This is a genomic window from Mycobacteriales bacterium (assembly GCA_035533475.1).
Taxonomy (GTDB): Bacteria; Actinomycetota; Actinomycetes; order DATLTS01; family DATLTS01; genus DATLTS01.
Window position 1 is genome coordinate 1 of record DATLTS010000029.1, and the last position, 17,401, is coordinate 17,401.

Annotated in this window: 16 protein-coding genes and 1 rRNA gene; 4 read left to right on the plus strand and 13 right to left on the minus strand. The window is 71.0% G+C overall.

Features of this window, described 5'->3' with window-relative positions:
* The 12 genes from VNG13_06160 to argC form a co-directional block, all read right to left on the minus strand.
* A 16S ribosomal RNA gene (locus VNG13_06160) occupies positions 1 to 750 on the minus strand; the annotation flags it as partial.
* 419 nt (positions 751 to 1,169) lie between these two features.
* A complete protein-coding gene (gene tyrS, locus VNG13_06165; GenBank protein ID HVA60105.1) occupies positions 1,170 to 2,438 on the minus strand; it encodes a tyrosine--tRNA ligase in 1,269 nt (422 codons plus the stop codon).
* Positions 2,439 to 2,481: 43 nt separating this feature from the next.
* Entirely contained in the window at positions 2,482 to 3,078 is a 597-nt protein-coding gene (locus VNG13_06170; protein ID HVA60106.1) for a DNA-3-methyladenine glycosylase, read from the minus strand.
* Positions 3,079 to 3,093: 15 nt separating this feature from the next.
* The gene (gene argH, locus VNG13_06175; GenBank protein HVA60107.1) at positions 3,094 to 4,512 is read right to left on the minus strand and encodes an argininosuccinate lyase; all 1,419 of its coding nucleotides are present in this window, start codon (positions 4,510 to 4,512) and stop codon (positions 3,094 to 3,096) included.
* A complete protein-coding gene (locus VNG13_06180; protein HVA60108.1) occupies positions 4,509 to 5,711 on the minus strand; it encodes an argininosuccinate synthase in 1,203 nt (400 codons plus the stop codon). Before VNG13_06180 ends, argH begins: the two co-directional genes overlap by 4 nt.
* Positions 5,711 to 6,211, minus strand: coding sequence for an arginine repressor (locus VNG13_06185; GenBank protein ID HVA60109.1), 501 nt, complete (start codon positions 6,209 to 6,211; stop codon positions 5,711 to 5,713). Before VNG13_06185 ends, VNG13_06180 begins: the two co-directional genes overlap by 1 nt.
* Entirely contained in the window at positions 6,208 to 7,137 is a 930-nt protein-coding gene (gene argF / locus VNG13_06190; GenBank protein HVA60110.1) for an ornithine carbamoyltransferase, read from the minus strand. The genes VNG13_06185 and argF overlap by 4 nt, the downstream gene beginning before the upstream one ends.
* Complete coding sequence (locus VNG13_06195; protein ID HVA60111.1) at positions 7,137 to 7,529, minus strand: response regulator; 393 nt, start codon at positions 7,527 to 7,529, stop codon at positions 7,137 to 7,139. The genes argF and VNG13_06195 overlap by 1 nt, the downstream gene beginning before the upstream one ends.
* Positions 7,530 to 7,539: 10 nt before the next feature.
* Positions 7,540 to 8,694 carry an acetylornithine transaminase gene (locus VNG13_06200; protein ID HVA60112.1) on the minus strand — a complete coding sequence of 385 codons (1,155 nt, stop codon included), beginning with the start codon at positions 8,692 to 8,694 and terminating at the stop codon, positions 7,540 to 7,542.
* A gap of 23 nt (positions 8,695 to 8,717) precedes the next feature.
* Positions 8,718 to 9,590 carry an acetylglutamate kinase gene (gene argB, locus VNG13_06205; GenBank protein HVA60113.1) on the minus strand — a complete coding sequence of 291 codons (873 nt, stop codon included), beginning with the start codon at positions 9,588 to 9,590 and terminating at the stop codon, positions 8,718 to 8,720.
* Positions 9,587 to 10,765 carry a bifunctional glutamate N-acetyltransferase/amino-acid acetyltransferase ArgJ gene (gene argJ / locus VNG13_06210; GenBank protein ID HVA60114.1) on the minus strand — a complete coding sequence of 393 codons (1,179 nt, stop codon included), beginning with the start codon at positions 10,763 to 10,765 and terminating at the stop codon, positions 9,587 to 9,589. Before argJ ends, argB begins: the two co-directional genes overlap by 4 nt.
* The gene (gene argC, locus VNG13_06215) at positions 10,741 to 11,760 is read right to left on the minus strand and encodes an N-acetyl-gamma-glutamyl-phosphate reductase (GenBank protein HVA60115.1); all 1,020 of its coding nucleotides are present in this window, start codon (positions 11,758 to 11,760) and stop codon (positions 10,741 to 10,743) included. The genes argJ and argC overlap by 25 nt, the downstream gene beginning before the upstream one ends.
* Positions 11,761 to 11,881: 121 nt before the next feature.
* Between argC and VNG13_06220 the strand changes: the two genes are divergently transcribed.
* From VNG13_06220 to VNG13_06230, 3 genes are all read left to right on the plus strand, one after another.
* Complete coding sequence (locus VNG13_06220; protein ID HVA60116.1) at positions 11,882 to 12,115, plus strand: DUF5522 domain-containing protein; 234 nt, start codon at positions 11,882 to 11,884, stop codon at positions 12,113 to 12,115.
* 89 nt (positions 12,116 to 12,204) lie between these two features.
* On the plus strand, positions 12,205 to 13,968 hold the full coding sequence (locus tag VNG13_06225; protein ID HVA60117.1) for a sialidase family protein: 1,764 nt from the start codon (positions 12,205 to 12,207) through the stop codon (positions 13,966 to 13,968).
* Entirely contained in the window at positions 13,965 to 14,471 is a 507-nt protein-coding gene (locus VNG13_06230; protein HVA60118.1) for a DUF2505 domain-containing protein, read from the plus strand. The genes VNG13_06225 and VNG13_06230 overlap by 4 nt, the downstream gene beginning before the upstream one ends.
* 2 nt (positions 14,472 to 14,473) lie before the next feature.
* Here the strand turns inward: VNG13_06230 and VNG13_06235 are convergent, their stop codons facing one another.
* On the minus strand, positions 14,474 to 15,115 hold the full coding sequence (locus tag VNG13_06235) for a M14 family zinc carboxypeptidase (protein ID HVA60119.1): 642 nt from the start codon (positions 15,113 to 15,115) through the stop codon (positions 14,474 to 14,476).
* Between the two features lie 250 nt (positions 15,116 to 15,365).
* Here VNG13_06235 and VNG13_06240 point away from each other — a divergent pair.
* Positions 15,366 to 17,401 (plus strand): S53 family peptidase (locus VNG13_06240; protein HVA60120.1); only part of this gene is annotated, 2,036 nt, incomplete at its 3' end.

Below are 17,401 nucleotides of genomic sequence, written 5' to 3' on the forward strand. Positions count from 1 at the left end.
ACGCTTTCGCTCCTCAGTGTCAGGTAAGGCCCAGAGAACCGCCTTCGCCACCGGTGTTCCTCCCGATATCTGCGCATTTCACCGCTACACCGGGAATTCCATTCTCCCCTACCTACCTCTAGTCTGCCCGTATCCACTGCAGGCCCAGGGTTAAGCCCTAGGTTTTCACAGCAGACGTAACAGACCACCTACGAGCTCTTTACGCCCAATAATTCCGGACAACGCTTGCGCCCTACGTATTACCGCGGCTGCTGGCACGTAGTTAGCCGGCGCTTCTTCTGCAGGTACCGTCACTTTCGCTTCGTCCCTGCTGAAAGGGGTTTACAACCCGAAGGCATTCATCCCCCACGCGGCGTTGCTGCGTCAGGCTTTCGCCCATTGCGCAATATTCCCCACTGCTGCCTCCCGTAGGAGTCTGGGCCGTGTCTCAGTCCCAGTGTGGCCGGTCACCCTCTCAGGCCGGCTACCCGTCATCGCCTTGGTGGGCCGTAACCCCGCCAACAAGCTGATAGGCCGCGGGCTCATCCTCAGCCGGAATAAACCTTTCCACCTCAAGGGATGCCCCTCGAGGTCGTATCCGGTATTAGCCCCGGTTTCCCGGAGTTATCCCAGAGCTGAGGGCAGATTGCCCACGTGTTACTCACCCGTTCGCCGCTAGGACACCCTCCCGAAGGAGGGGCCTCGCTCGACTTGCATGTGTTAAGCACGCCGCCAGCGTTCGTCCTGAGCCAGGATCAAACTCTCCGTAGATGCCTATAGACGTACTCGCGCCGAGGCGCGAGATGGTCGACACACAGAGATACTGGCTTTTGACAGACTGGCGTCTGTCATTCACCAAAGGAACCGCCCAGCCCGGGAGAACCCGAGCCAGGACGGGGTTTTTTTGGCACTGACTTTTGGCACGCTGTTGAGTTCTCAAGGAACGGGCGCGCACTGCGGCGGGCCTCTCGGCCGTTCGCAGGGCAACCTGCTCAGTATCCCCTTCGCGTCGTCCGCCGTCAAAGGCGCGGTCGGCGTGAAAGGGCACCCGCGCGCAACCACGACCGGAAGCCACAGCGGCCTCCGGTCTGCTACCCGGGGTGGCCCCCGGACCGTCCACGACCGGCGTGAACCGGCGTGTCCGTTGCTCCGTGGGGCTTGACGGACTCTACGGGCTCGCCCGGGTCAGGTCAACCGCCGCCCCGGGCCACGCCCGCGACCTCCCGCCGACCGCGGCGCAGGACCGCCCACCGGCCGTGCAGCAGGTCGGCCTCGGTGAGCGCCGCCTCCGGGTCGGTCACCCGGGCATTGTTGAGGTACGCCCCGCCCTCGGCCACCGTGCGCCGGGCAGCCGAGCGGCTCGGGGCGAGCCCGCTCGCGACCAGGAGGTCGATCACCGTCGGCAGCGGGTCCCCGACCTCGACGGTCACCGTTTCGGCCAGGGCGGCGGCCAGGGTGCCGGCGTCGAGTCCGGACAGCTCCCCCGCCCCGAACAGGGCGTGGCTCGCGGCTACCGCCTGGGCGCACTCGGCCGCCCCGTGCACGAGCGTCGTGACCTGCTCGGCGAGCCTGCGCTGCGCCTCCCGGGCGGCCGGCCGCTCGACCACGGCTGCGGCCAGGGTCTCGATCTCGGCCGCCGGGGCGAAGGTGAAGGCCTTGAGGTAATCGACGACGTCGCGGTCATCCGCGTTCACCCAGAACTGGTAGAAGGCATACGGGCTGGTCATCGACGGGTCGAGCCAGATCGTCCCGGTCTCGGTCTTGCCGAATTTCGTCCCGTCGGCCTTGGTAACCAGCGGCGTCGTCAACGCGTGCACCGAGCCGCCCTCGACCCGGCGGATCAGGTCGACGCCGGCGGTGATGTTGCCCCACTGATCCGACCCGCCGGTCTGCAGCCGGCAGCCATGCCGGCGGTAGAGCTCCAGGTAGTCGTAGGACTGGAGCACCTGGTAGCTGAATTCGGTGAAGCTGATCCCGGCGGTTTCCAACCGGGCGCTCACCGACTCCTTGCCGAGCATCCGGTTGACCGAGAAATGCTTGCCGAGGTCACGGAGAAACTCGATCGCCGTGAGCGAAGCGGTCCAGTCGAGGTTGTTCACGATCCGGGCCGCGGTAGCGCCGCCGAAATCGAGGTACGGCTCGATCTGCGCCCGCAGCCGCTCCACCCAGGACGCCACGACCTCGGCATCGGCGAGGGCCCGTTCCGCTGCCTTCCCCGACGGGTCACCGACCAGCCCGGTGGCTCCTCCGACGAGCGCGATCGGCCGGTGCCCGGCGAGCTGGAACCGCCGCAGCGGCAGGATCTGGGCCAGGCTGCCGATGTGCAGGCTGGGGGCAGTCGGGTCGAAACCGCAGTAGAGGGTGACCGGTCCCGCGGCCAGCTCGGCGCGGAGGGCTTCGAGGTCGGTGGACTGGGCGATCAGTCCCCGCCACGCCAGGTCGTCCAGCAGGCCGGTCACGAGCCGCGACGCTAGCAGGGGACGATTCGGCCGCGCCCGGATTTCAGCCCGGTCGATACCCGCTCACCGTCGGGTCGCCGAGGATCGAGAAGCGCCACGGGGTCGGTGCGCCGGCGCCGCGCACCCCGACTCGGGGCCCGACGGCCACCCGCGCCCGCGGCACCCGGGTCCCGGCGAGCACCCGCAGCGGCGAGCCGGGGTCGGTCACGTCCACCCCGTCCAGGGTGCCGGTGACGCCCAGGGCGACGGTCAACCGGGCCGGCCCGCGGGCGAGATCCCGATCCCTGATCGCAACACCCCGCTCGCGACGGGCGCGGGCAAGTTCGATCCCCCGGCCCACCGCACCGGCGCGCAGCAGGACCGCCCGGGCGGTCCCCTCCGGCGCGCACACCAGGTTCGCGCACCAGTGCATCCCGTAGGTGAAGTACACGTACGCCCGGCCGGGCGGACCGAACATCGTCGCGTTTCGCCTGGTCCGCCCGCGATACGCGTGCGAACCGGGGTCGGTCTCGCCGGCGTATGCCTCGACTTCGGTCAGTTGCAGCTCAACGAGCCCGTCGCCCTCCCCCGAAGCCACCCAGGCGCCGAGCAGTCCCCGGGCGACGGTCCGGACATCGCGCTCGTAGAACGCGGCCGGCAACGTTGGGCCGGGCAGCTATCGGCCCTCCGCCCATGCGACGTGGGAGGCGACGACCGGACGCAACGCGGCCAGTTGCTCGCGGACCCGAGCCGGTGCGGTGCCGCCGGCGGTGGACCGCGCGGCCAGCGCACCCTCGACCGACAGGACGCTGCGCACCTCCGGACCCAGGTGCGGGCTGATCCCCGCCAGGTCCGCATCGGAGACGTCGCCGAGATCGCAGTCGTGGGCCGTGCACCACACGACGAGGTGTCCGACGGCCTCGTGTGCCTCCCGGAACGCGACCCCGTGCCGAACCAGGTACTCGGCGATGTCGGTGGCCAGCGAGAACCCGGCCGGGGCGGCGGCCGCCAGCCGCTGCTCGTCGACGCGCATCGTCGCCACCATCCCGGCGACCGCCGGCAGCAACACGAGCAGGGTGTCGACGGCGTCGAATACCGGCTCCTTGTCTTCCTGGAGATCGCGGTCGTAGGCGAGCGGTAGCCCCTTGAGGGTGGCCAGCAGACCGGTGAGGTTCCCGATCAGCCGCCCGGCCTTCCCGCGCGCCAGCTCCGCGACGTCCGGGTTCTTCTTCTGCGGCATGATCGAGGACCCGGTGGCGAAGGCGTCGTCGAGCTCGACCCAGCCGAACTCCCGGCTCGACCACAGGACGATCTCCTCGCCGAGCCGGGACAGGTGGACCCCGATCAGCGCCGCCACGAAAAGGAACTCGGCCGCGAAGTCGCGGTCCGAGACGGCATCGATCGAGTTCGCCGCGGCCGACGCGAATCCGAGCTCGGCCGCGACCGCGGCCGGATCGAGCGGGAGCGACGACCCGGCCAGCGCCCCCGCCCCCAACGGGCTCACCGCCGCCCGGACGTCCCAGTCGACGAGCCGGTCCACGTCGCGCGCGAAGGCGTGCACGTGCGCTGCGAGGTGATGCGCGAACAACACCGGCTGCGCGTGTTGCAGGTGGGTCATCCCCGGTGCCGGCAGATCGGCGTGCTCGTCGGCCTGGGCGAGCAACGCGCCCTCGACGTCGGCGAGGCGCGCGGCGACCGAACGGGCGTGATCGCGCAGGTAGAGGCGCAGGTCCGTCGCGACCTGGTCGTTGCGGCTGCGGCCGGCCCGCAACTTGCCGCCCAGCGCGCCCAGCCGTTCGAGCAGCCCGCGCTCCAGCGCCGTGTGCACGTCCTCGTCCTCGGCGGTCGGCCGGAACGCGCCGCTCTGCACCGCCTGGCCGAGATCGTCCAGGGCGGCGAGCATCCGGGGCAGCTCGTCGCCGGAGAGCAGCCCGGCGGACCCGAGCACCTTCGCATGCGCCCGCGAGGCGGCCAGGTCGTACGGCGCCAGCCGCCAGTCGAAGTGCACCGACACCGAGAGCCGCGCCAGCGCTTGGGCCGGACCGGAGGAGAACCGACCCCCCCACAGGCGGGTCGGCGGCGGGGTGGGGCTCACCGGGCGAGCCGCTGATCCCGTCGAGCCGCGATCTTGCTCGGCAGGCCCCACAGCTCCACGAAACCCCGGGCCAGCGACTGGTCGAACTCGTCCTCGGCGTCGTAGGTCGCCAGGTTGTAGTCGTAGAGGCTGGCGTCGCCGCGCCGGCCGGTAACCGTCGCCCGGCCGGCGTGCAGCACGAGGCGGATTTCCCCGGTGACGTGCCGGGATGCGCTGGCGATGAACTCGTCGAGCGCCCGCTTGAGTGGGGAGAACCACAAACCGTCGTAGACCAGCTCGGTCCAGCGCTGTTCGACGGCGCGCTTGAAGCGGGCGAGGTCGCGCTCGACGGTGCAGCTCTCGAGCTCCTGGTGGGCGGTGATCAGCGCGATCGCACCGGGGCACTCGTAGATCTCCCGGCTCTTGATCCCCACCAGCCGGTCCTCGACCAGGTCGATCCGACCGATCCCCTGCGCCCCGGCCCGGGCGTTCAGCTCGGAGATCGCCTCCAGCATGGACACGGGTCGGCCGTCGAGTCGGGTCGGCACGCCGTCGTCGAAGCCGATGACGACCTCGTCGGCGCGCCGCGTGACCGCCGGGTCGGCGGTGTAGGAGTAGAGATCCTCGATCGGCGGGTTCCACGGGTCCTCGAGGAAGCCGGTCTCGATCGCCCGGCCCCAGACGTTCTGGTCGATCGAGTAAGGGGACTTCTTCGACACGTCGATGGGCAGCCCGCGCTCCTCGGCGAATGCGATCGCCTTGTCCCGGGTCATCCCCGAGTCCCGAACCGGGGCCAGTACCGCAAGGTCCGGCGCCAGCGCGCCGAGCCCGACCTCGAACCGGACCTGGTCGTTGCCCTTGCCGGTGCAGCCGTGCGCGACCGTCGACGCCCCGAACTCCCGGGCCGCGGCGACCAGGTGCGTGACGATGAGGGGCCGGGACAGCGCGGAGAGCAGCGGGTAGCGGTCCATGTAGAGCGCATTCGCCCGCAGCGCCGGCAGGCAGTAGCCGTCGGCGTAGGAGTCCCGGGCGTCCGCGACCACCGCCTCGACGGCGCCGCAATCGAGCGCGCGTTGCCGGATCACGGTCAGGTCCTCGCCGCCCTGCCCGACGTCGACCGCTACCGCGATGACCTCGGCACCGGACTCCCGCGCGATCCAGCCGATCGCCACGGACGTGTCCAGACCACCGGAGTAGGCCAGAACAATCCGGTCGGACATCAGGCGTTCACCCCTTTGCTGCCCGCCTCGGCGAGCTGGCGCAACCGGCCGGCCAGGGCCGCCCCGCCGCGGCTCCCCCGGGTCACGACGAGGACGGTGTCGTCGCCCGCAACCGTGCCGATGACGTCGGGTAGCCCCGCCCGGTCGACGGCGGACGCGAGCAGGTGCGCCCCGCCCGGCGGCGTGCGCAGGACCGCGAGGTTGGCCGAGGCGTCGGTTGCGACCAGCAGGTCCTCGAGAATCCGGCCGAGGCGGCCATCCGGACCGGCCGGCCTGGCCGGATCGCCCGGCAACGCGTATGCGGTCCCCGGGCCGGCGCGGCGAAGCTTCACCGCCCCCAGCTCCTCGAGGTCCCGGCTCAGGGTCGCCTGGGTGACCGCGAACCCGGCCTCCGCGAGCAGCCGGGCCAGTTCGGACTGCGAGCGGACCGGCCCCCGCGCGAGCAGCTCGGCGATCCGGGCCTGGCGCGCGGTCTTGGTCGAAGGCGCGACGACCGTCATGGCGTCCCGCTGCGCTCGAGGAGGAACGCAAGCAGCGCCTTCTGTGCGTGCAGCCGATTCTCGGCCTGGTCGAACACGGCACTGTGCGGGCCGTCGATCACGTCGGAGGCGATCTCCTCACCGCGGTGGGCCGGCAGGCAGTGCAGGACGAGGACGTCCGGTTTCGCCGCTCCGACCGCGCGCGCGTCGAGCTGGTACGGGCGGAACAGCGAGACCCGGCTCTGCGCCGACTCCTCCTGACCCATCGAGGCCCAGACGTCGGTGTAGAGCACGTCCGCACCGGCGGATGCGGCCAGCGGGTCGTCGGTGAGCGCCACCGAGCCGCCGGTGCGTTCCGCGATGTCGCCGGCCCGGCGGACGACCGGGCCGGTGGGCTCGTGGCCGGGCGGGGTCGCGATCCGCACGTGCATCCCCGCGGCCGCCCCGGCGAGCAGCAGCGAGTGGGCGACGTTGTTCCCGTCCCCGAGATAGCTCAGCACCTGCCCCGCGAGTCCGCCCCGACGTTGCCGGATGGTCAGCAGGTCGGCGAGGGCCTGGCACGGATGGGCGTAGTCGGTGAGCGCGTTCACCACGGGCACGCTGCTCGCGCCGGCCAGCGCCTCGATGCGGTCCTGGCCGAAGGTCCGGATGACGATCGCCGCCACGTACCGGGAGAGCACCCGGGCGGTGTCCTCGATGGTCTCGCTCCGACCGAGTTGGGTGCTGCGAGCGTCGATGACGATCGCATGGCCACCGAGCTCGGCGATGCCGGCCTCGAACGAGAGCCGGGTCCGGGTGGACGGCTTCTCGAAGATCACCGCGACCGACCGGGGGCCGGCCAGCGGAGAGTCGGCGAACCGGTCCTTGGCCCGGCGTTCGGCGTCGTCGAGCACCAGCTCCAGCTCCGCAGGGGCGAGGTCGTCGTCGACGAGGAAGTGGCGGACCATCAGCGACCTCCATCCGCGGGGACCGGACCGCCGGTTATCTCGCGGACCCGGGCGAGCAGTTCGGCGACGCCGAACGGCTTTGCGAAGACGCTGTCCGCGCCGAGCACGGTCTGCAGATCGGGGATCGCCTCGACCTTTCCGGTGACCACGACGACCGGGACGTCCGCGAGCGCCGGGTCGCCATGCAGCTCCTCGAGCACCCGGATCCCGCCGAGGTCGGGCATCATCAGGTCGAGCAGGATCAGGGCCGGCCGCTGGCTGCTGGCCTTGACCAGACCGGCCAGGCCGTCGGACGCGGTAGCCACGTCGTATCCCTCGGCGGACAGCAGTGTCTGGAGCAGGCCACGGACGCTGGGGTCGTCCTCGACAACGAGGATGCGGGGGTTGGTCACGTTCGGCACACTAATCGCCCCGATGCGCGGCGGTCAGCACAGCGGGTAGCGCGTCGGTGAACGTGGCGAGCTGATCGGCGGTCACTACGAGCGGCGGCGCCAGCCGAATCGCTCCCGGAGCCACCGCGTTGACCAGGAAACCAGCCGATCGGGCAGCGGCCTCCACGGCCGGGGCGGCCCCGTCGTCCAGCTCGAGCGCCAGCCACAGTCCGCGTCCCCGGACCCCGTTGAAGCCCGGCCCCTCGACCGTGGTCAGGGCCCGTCGCCAGCCGGCACCGACCGTACGAACGTGTTCGAGCAGACGGTCGGCGACGATCGTGTCGAGCACCGCGAGCGCAGCCGCGCAGGCCACCGGGTTGCCGCCGAACGTCGACCCATGGTCACCGCGGCGGAGCGCCTCGGCCGCCGGACCGGCGGCCAGGCAGGCCCCGATCGGCAGACCGCCACCGAGCCCCTTGGCAAGTGTGACGATGTCGGGGACGACCCCCTCCGCCTGGTGGGCGAACCAGAAGCCGGTCCGGCCGATCCCGCTCTGGATCTCGTCGACCACCAGCAGGGCACCACTCGCGTCGCACACCGCGCGGGCCGCCGCCAGGTAGCCCTCCGGCGGCGGGACCACCCCCGCCTCCCCCTGGGTCGGCTCGAGGACGACGGCGGCAACCCGCTCGTCGACCGCGTTCTCGAGGGCGACCGGGTCGCCGTAGGGCACGAAGGTGACGTCTAGACCGAACGGTCCGAACGGTTCCCGGATGGCGGCTTTACCGGTCAACGCGAGCGCCCCGAGCGACCGACCGTGGAACCCGCGTTCGGCGGCGACGAAGCGGGGGCGATCCGGCCCCGCCATCCGGCGGGCAATTTTGATCGCCGCCTCGTTGGCGGTGGTGCCGTCGTTAGAGAAAAAGATTCGTGTGCCGGGGATGGCGATCAACTGCACGAGACGCTCGGCTAGGTCCAGCGCCGGCTGGTTGGCGAACAGGTTGGAGGTGTGCGCGATCCGGCCGACCTGGCTACTCACCGCCTCGACGATCGCCGGGTGGGCATGACCGAGCGAAGAGACCGCGATCCCGGCGATCAGGTCCAGGTAGCGACGGTCGGCGTCGTCCCACACATACGAGCCCTCGCCCCGGGTCAAGGTGAGCACGGGGGTGCCGTAGTTGCGCATCATGACCGCGTCCCAGCGCTCGGCGGTCACGGTGTCACCATCGTGCCGACCCCGGAGTCGGTGAAGACCTCCAGCAGCAGGGCATGCGGGACCCGACCGTCCAGGACATGCGCCCGGGGCACGCCGCCCCGCACCGCCGCGAGGCAGGCGGTCATCTTCGGCAGCATGCCATCGGCAAGTTGCGGAAGCCGCTGTTCGAGCTCCGCGGCGGTGAGCGAGCTGACGACCTCGTCGGTCGCCGGCCACTCGGCGTAGAGACCCTCGACGTCGGTGAGCACGACGAACTTTTCGGCGGCCAGCGCGGCGGCCAGCGCGGCGGCCGCGGTGTCGGCATTGACGTTGAACAACTCACCGTCGCGGCCCCGGGCGACACTGGCGACGACCGGTATCCGGCCGTCGTCGAGCAACGCGACGATCGCCCCCGGGTCGACGTCGACGATGTCCCCAACCTGACCGAGGTCGACCGGCACACCGTCCACGACGGCACCGCGCCGCGCGGCGGTGAACAGGTTGGCGTCCTCGCCGGACAGGCCGATCGCGAACGGACCGTGCGCGTTGACCAGTCCGACCAGTTCCCGCCCGACCTGACCGACGAGCACCATCCGCACGACCTGCATCGCCTCCGGGGTCGTCACCCGCAGCCCGGCGATGAATTCGCTGGGGACACCATGGCGCTCCAGCGCCGCGCTGATCTGCGGGCCGCCGCCGTGCACGATGACCGGTCGGATACCGGCGTAACGGAGGAAGACGATGTCCTCGGCGAACGCGGCCCGCAGCGTGGCGTCGGTCATCGCGTGGCCGCCGTATTTCACGACGACCGTGCGACCGTGGAACCGGGCCAGCCAGGGCAGCGCTTCGACCAGGGTCGCCGCCTTGTCGAGCGCGGTGGCGGCGGTCACGACGAGTACGCCGAATTCTCGTGGACGTACGCGGCGGTGAGGTCGGTGGTCCAGATCTCCGCGGCGGCGTTCCCGGCCTGGAGGTTGACGGTGACTGTCACCCGGCGCCCGCTCAGGTCGACCATCGACCGCGGCGCGCCGGCGGCACCGGACCTGGCGACCCAGACGCCGTTGATGGCGACGTCGACGGCGTCCGGTTCGAACGCCGCCGTTGTCGTGCCGACCGCGGCCAGCACCCTTCCCCAGTTCGCGTCTTCCCCATGCAGCGCGCACTTGAGCAGGTTGCTCCGGGCGACCGTACGGGCGACGTCGACGGCCTCCGGCTCACTCGCCGCGCCGACCACCTCGACGAGGACCTCCTTGCTCGCGCCCTCGGCATCGGCGACCAACTGCGCGGCCAGGTCGGCGCACACCCGGGCGACGGTTTCCGCGAGCTCGGCCGCGTCTGGGGTCGCCCCGCTCGCCCCGCTCGCCAGAAGAAGCACCGTGTCGTTCGTCGACATGCAGCCGTCGGAGTCGATCCGATCGAAGCTCTTCGCGGTCGCCGCACGGAGAACGCGGTCGAGGGTGGCCGGATCGGCACTCGCGTCTGTGGTGAGCACGACGAGCATCGTCGCCAGCTCGGGTGCGAGCATGCCGGCACCTTTTGCCATTCCGCCGACCGTGAAGGCCGATCCGGTGGCGACCGCCTGTTTGGCGACGGTGTCCGTGGTCCGGATCGCGTTTGCCGCGTCATCCGCGCGGGCCGGGTCCGCGGAGAGCCCGGCGACCGCGTCGGCCACGCCGCCCAGCAGCAGGTCGAGCGGCAGCCGCTCCCCGATCAGGCCGGTCGAGCACAGGGCCACCTCGGCGGGCGACACGTAGAGCCCGGCCCCTACCGCCTCGGCGCTGCGATGGGCGTCGCGAAATCCGTCCGGGCCGGTGCACGCGTTCGCGCCGCCGGCGTTGAGCAGCACCGCCCGAACGACACCCGCACTGAGAACCTGCCGGCTCCAGAGCACCGGTGCAGCCGGAAACCGGTTGGTCGTGAACACACCGGCGGCGGAGTGCATCGGGCCGTCGTTGACGACGATGGCCAGGTCCAGTCCTCCGCTGGACTTCAGCCCGGCGGCGACACCCGCCGTCCGGAACCCGCGGGCCGCCGTCACGCTCACGGCCCGACTCCGGAGACCGATAGCCCGATCGTCTCTGGCAGGCCCAGTGCGATGTTGGCGTTCTGGACGGCCTGTCCGGCCGCGCCCTTGCCGAGGTTGTCGATAGCCGAGACGACAACCACCCGGCCGGCGTCTGGGTCGACGGCCAGCTGAAGGTGGGCGGAGTTCGAGCCGATCGTCGCGGCCGTGTGCGGCCAACTGCCCTCGGGCAGGACGTGAACGAACGGTTCACTCGCGTAGGCGGACACCAACGCGGCGCGCGCTGCCGCCGTGCTTGTCCGGGTGCCGGCGGCGAGTCGGGCCGTGCAGGTGGCCAGGATGCCGCGTGGCATCGGGGCGAGCACGGCGGTGAACGAGAGGGTCGGCAGGCCGAGCGCCTGGGATATCTCTGGGATGTGCTGGTGCACCCCGCCGACCTTGTACGCGGAGAGGTCACCGATTACTTGGCTCGCCAGGAGTCCCGCGTCGGGCGCCCGGCCGGCCCCGGTTGTCCCGCTGGATGCGACTACTACGACATCGGCCCGGTCGACCAAACCGGCCTCGACGAGCGGCGCCAGCGCGAGGATGACCGCGGTCGGGTAGCACCCCGGGTTGGCGATCCGGCGGCAACCGGCGAGCTCGAGTCGCCGACCCGGCAGTTCGGGGAGTCCGTAGCACCAGGCCGCCGAGTGCTCACCCGCATAGAACCGACGCCAGGCGGCCGGATCGGCGAGCCGGTGGTCGGCGCCGATGTCGACTACGAGGGTGCCCGCCGGGATCGTGGCCGCCACGCCGGCGGAACTGCCGGCCGGCAACGCGAGGAACACGACGTCCGCCTGGAGAATTTCGTCGTCGAGGCCCGCAAACACCCGCCCTGCGAGCTCCGGCAGGTTCGGGTGCAGATCGGTGACCGGCCGTCCGGCGTTGGCGGCCGCGACCAGCGGACCGATCTCGAACTGCGGGTGCGCGAGCAGCAGACGCAGCAGTTCCCCGCCGGCATACCCACTTGCGCCGGCAACCGCGGCTGTCAGACCCACGTCACCCTCCTGTTCCGCTCTTCGGATAATCATACGTTACATCGGTTGTCTATGCACTATTGGAGCTCGGGTCCGCCCGGTCCGACCGGGTCCGCCCACACCGGCTGCCTAGGATCGCGCGGTGACCCGTCAGCCGCCGGCCGACCGGCCGCTGGATCAGCCGCATCCCAGCCGGCTGGACCCGGCGGACCCCCAGTTCCAGCAGATCCTGGAGGCCCACGCGGCGGCGCTCGCGTCGGGAAGCCCTGGTTACCTGGACCCGGTCAGCGGCCTGTTCGTGCTCACCGCGGTCTACCTGCGCGATCGCGGCACCTGCTGTGAGCGTGGCTGCCGACACTGCCCCTACCTGCGGTGAGTTCCCCCCGGTCGCCCGGGACCGGTCTGGCAGGAGGATCGTGCCCGGAGCACGAAACCTCCCCAGGTAGCCGTCGACGGAGGGCCGGGATGCGCTGGAGACGGATGGTCGCCACCGTTCCGCTGCTGCTCGTTTGCGCGGCGACACCGACCCTCGCCGACCCGGTCACGCGGACGCCCACGGCCCGACCGGACGGCTGCGACCCGGCCCGACCCGCAATCGCCTACTACTCCGGCGGCGTTGTGCTCTCACCGCAACCGCGCAATCCCCCGGTCCCGTGCGGCGTGAGCACCGGGTTCGCCGGCGCGGAGAGCCATATCGTCGTCCTGAACGACGGTGCCGTCGTGTTCGTTCCAGCCGTCCAGCCGGCGGGCCTGGCCGGTACCAACGCGGGTCCCGTGCCGATCGACCCGAACACGCAGACCAACGCCAGCCCGGCCGGCCTCGCGCTGAGCGCCGACGCGGGAGCGCACTGGGCGATGTTGCGACCGGCTGGGATCACCTGGAACCCCACCGACCACAGCATCTACGTGGACCCGGTGACCGGACGCCTGTTCTTCGAGGACTACAGCCCAGACCCGCAGGCCCCCGCGTTGGGGCCCAACCAGTCCGGACCGGCCCACCTGCTGTGGAGCGGTGACGGCGGTCGGACCTGGCACTACACGGTCATCAACGAGGTTGCGCTCCCGGAGAACCCGAGGTTCGCCAGTGCCATCGCCCCAGCCGGGCAGCCGCGACCCACGGGCTACCCGGACGTCGTGTACTTCTGTGCCAACACCAACGTCGGGTTCACCAGCCCCGTGATAGGGGGCCGGCTTTGCTTCAAGTCCATGGACGGGGGCTCGACATTCAGCCTCACGTCTTTGGTGTTCGACGCCGCAGCGCCGCGCCACCCCGAATGCGGCGCGAATCCGGAGAGCTATTCGGCGATCGACGGCGACTATCCGGAGCCGGCGAGCGACGGCAGCCTCTACCTCATGGTCACCTGCGGGTCGAACGTCTACCTGGCCCGCAGCGTCGACGAGGCAGCAAGCTTCCCGGTTATGCATCGCCGCGACGGGAGCGCGGTCACCCTGCCGGCACCGGCCGGCAATGGGGTGACCGGCGGCGCTGCGGAACTCCGAGTCGACCCCGCCGACAACCTGTACCTGATGTGGGCCCGGGGTGCGCATTTGATGCTCGCGGTCTCGCGGGACCGTGGACTTAGCTGGAACACGCCCGTTGACGTCACCCGCCCAGGTTTGGGCACCGTGCTCAAGTGGAGCTTCGCCGAGCGCGGCATCGGCCGGATCGCGGTCGCCTACCTCGGTCAGAGGCCGGGACAGGTCACCGTCGACGGTTACCTCACGGAAAGCACCGATGTGCTTGCCCGCCATCCGGTCTTCTGGGCCGGCATGCTGAACCAGCCAGATCACCCGCTGCTCTATGGCAGTTCGATCCAAGGCGCCGGCTACCTGGCCGGACCGGGCGGAACCGAGGTCAATCCGGCGATCTTCGGGGCGGTCTCCATTCAGCTGTTTGGCAACGACTTCATCGGAAGTGCGCTGGGGCCGGATGGCACACCGTGGGCCAGTTTCGACGCGGACTGCGGCGCGACCCCGCAGGCGGCCGGTTGCCGGGCCGATGGAGATCAAACCCGGGGCTTCGCGGGACGGCTTGTCACTTTCCACTCAACGAGCCCCCCGGTCGCCCCGCCTTCGGGCCCGGAACCCGGGACCGGGGGCACCGCCCTGCCGGCCACCGGTGGACCGCTCGCGGTGCCGGTGCTCGGGTTGGTCCTGTTGAGCGTGCTGCTCGCGGGCGGGCTGTTGCGCCGTCGCCCGGCGCCCCGCGGCTACTCTCGACGTTCATGAGAAAGCTGGCGGCCGCCCATCATTACGAGACGGATCCGCAGCGGGTCTTCAGCGCGCTGACCGACGAGGCCTTTCTCCGGGCCAAGTTCGGTGAGCTCGGTGCACGGGACGTGGACGTGCTCGAGTGCGGTCCCTCCCCCTCCGGCTCCGGGTTCCGTGTCGTGACCCGCCGCACGGTATCCGTGGACGTGCCAGGTTTCGCCAAGAGGCTGCTGTCCCCGAGCAATGCGGTCACCCAGACCGACGTGTGGGGCCAGGCAGGGGACGGCGTCCGGACTGGGCACTGGTCGGTCGAAGTCGCCGGCGTGCCCTCGACGATGGGCGGCACGATGTCCCTCGAGGCCAGCGGCGCCGGTTCGGACTATCGCCTCGACGGTGAGGTCAAGGTCTCGGTCCCGCTGCTAGGCGGGAAGCTGGAGGGCTTCGCGGTCGGCAACGCAGAACGGGACATCGCCCGGGAGTGCGAGTTCCTGGCCCGCTGGCTGGCCGAGCGCCACCCCTGAGATCAGGGCAGTACGTCCCGCACCGCCGCCGCGTAGCGCTGGGTGGTGGACGCCGTCAGGGAACCCGCCGGGAGCTCGACTACGAACGCGGTCGGGCCGAGGAGCGCGTTCTCCCAACCGACGACGCTTCCGGGGTAGTCTGTCAACGACCGCTCCGGGAGCCCCACGAGCCGGGCGAATCGGGCTTCCACGGCGAGCGGGCCTTCGGAGTCGTCGACCACCGTGAGGTGCTGGTGGAACCAGATCGACAATCCGGGATGGATCCGGCGGATCAGGGCCGCCGCCAGCCGGCTCTCCGGCTCGGACAGCGGTAGCGGCCCGGAGTAGCTCACGCTTCCTGGCGTGGCCGACCGCCAGCCGGCCGGAAAGTTGCGGTTGAGATCGACGCCGTGCGCGTTCTGCCGGGTACCGGCGGCCACCCCGTCGGGATTCAGGTCGGTTAGCAACCAAAGGTCTACCTCCGCGGGGGCTGGGCCCGCGGCCAGGGCTTGGTCGACGGCGATTCCGGCCGGCTCGTTGCCATGGATGCACCCGACGACGAGTGCCCGCCGGGGGCTGTCCGGATCACCGATTTCCACCGCCGTGATCGGACGCCTCGCCACCGAGTAGCCGAGCAGAACTCTGCGCCGCACAACCGGATCCACGGCAGGGCTCCGCGCCGGCGGCGTCCCCCGCCCGGTCACCGCACCCGCATCCCCCGGCCCTCGCGGTGATCCGCCGCAGCCGGCCAGCACCGCGGCCGCGAGGACGAGCCAGCAGGTCGAGTTCCTCCACATCCGGAGCCCAGGATCGCATCTGGCCGGCGGGCCGGTCCGGTCGAAAGGCGTCGGCAGCCAGAACGTCCTTTCCCGAATCCGCTGAACCGCGCGACTCCCGTGTTGAAGGATGACATCCATGGGACCGTTAGGCGTGCGCGCATTACCGTCACGTCGGCGGCGGACCGGATGGTCGAGAACCCTCGTCGGCTGCTGCGCCATACTCGCGACCCTGACCTCCGTGGTTGGGCTGCCGGGTTCCGCGGGCGCTCAGGCCGGACCAACGGCAAGCGCGCGCACCGTCGCCGGACCGCCCCCCCGCGCCCTTCCGCACGGGGCCAGGCAACTGGGTGCGTTGGGCAGCAACACGGCGCTGCGCCTGAGCGTGGTCCTCGCCCCTCGCGATCCGACAGCATTGGCGCGGTTTGCCACCGAAGTCAGCACCCCCGGGAATCCGCGGTACCACCGATATGTGACCTCCCGGCAGTTTGGCGCCACCTTCGGGGCTGAGCCGAGCGTCGTGGCCGCCGTCCGAAGTTGGCTGCTCGCCCGCGGGTTGCGACCTGGACCCACGGCAGGCAACGACCTGTCCATCCCGTTGGTCGCAACGGCGGGCGTGGTGTCGACTGCGCTGCACACCTCCTTCCAGCAACTGCGGATGGCGTCCGGGCGGTTGGCCTATCGCAACACCGTCCGCCCGGAGTTTCCGGCCGGTGTGCAGGCCGTACTGGGTCTCGACGATCTGTCCGTTGCCCGGCCGCTCGGATTCGGCCGCCGGTTCTCGGCTCGCTTCGGCCCGGCCCGAGCCGCGGCGACGCCCCGGTCGGTCGTCCGCGCGACAACCGGGCCGGTTCCCTGCGCGGCGGCAACCACCGTCGCGACGAGCCAAGGCGGCTACACGGCGGACCAGCTCGCCACCGCCTACGGGTTCGACTCGCTCTACAACCAGGGACGGCTCGGGGCGGGGGTGACCGTGGCGCTGGTCGAGACCGAACCGTTCGCCCCTTCCGACGTTGCCGCCTACCAGTCCTGCTACGGGTCCTCCGCTGCCGTCACCGACATTCCAGTCGATGGCGGTGCCGGCGCCGGAAGCGGTACCGGCGAGTCGATCCTCGACATCGACAACGTCATCGGGTTGGCACCGCAGACGACCCTGGACGTCTACTCCGGACCCGCCGGCAGTGACTACGACATCTATTCCGCGATCGTCACCCAGGACATCGCCCAGGTGATCAGCACGTCCTTCGGGCTGTGTGAGCCGCAGGCCCAGGGGGGTGGTCGGCTGGCCGCGGAGAACACGCTGTTCCAGCAAGCGGCCGCCCAGGGCCAGACCTTCGTCGCCGCCGCCGGGGATGACGGTTCCGAGGACTGCTACACGGCCGCGCAGCCGAACACCCAACTCGCGGTGGACGACCCGGGCTCGCAACCCTACGTCACCGGGGTCGGCGGGACCAGCCTCAGCAATCCGAGCAGCCCGCCGGTCGAGGCGGTCTGGAACGACGGCCCGGCCTCCTCGGCCCAGGCAGCCGGCGCCGCCGGTGGCGGCATCTCCGCGCGGTGGCCGATGCCGGCCTACCAGTCCGGACCGGGGGTGCAGAACAAGTTCAGCAGCGGCGTGCCGTGCGCGGCGAGCGTCGGTGATTGTCGGGAAGTTCCGGACGTCAGCGCCAGTGCCGACCCCAACTTCGGCTACACCATCTATTACCAGGGTACCTGGATGACCGCCGGTGGCACGTCCGGCGCAGCCCCGCTGTGGGCGGCCCTGGTGGCTGACGTCGACACCGGTTGCCGGGCGACCGCCGGCTTCCTCAACCCGGCGCTTTACAAGGCGGCGGCCGGTGGGACGTCGCCCTTCCACGACATCGCCACGGGGAACAACGACTACACCGGGACCAACAGCGGGGACTATCCGGCGACCGCCGGCTTCGACCTGGCCAGTGGGCTCGGCACCCCAGACAGCCCGGCCATCGCTCTGGCGCTGTGCCCACAGCCGGCACCGTCGGGCGCGGGTACCTATACCGCAACCGCCCCGACCCGGATTCTCGATACCCGCAGCGGCAGCGGCGCGACCCAAGGGCTGCCGGATCCGCTGTCCCCCGCAACCGCCTACCCGGTGCAGGTCAGCGGGCTGGCCGGCGTCCCGTCCACAGCGACGGCGGTCGCGGTGAACATCAC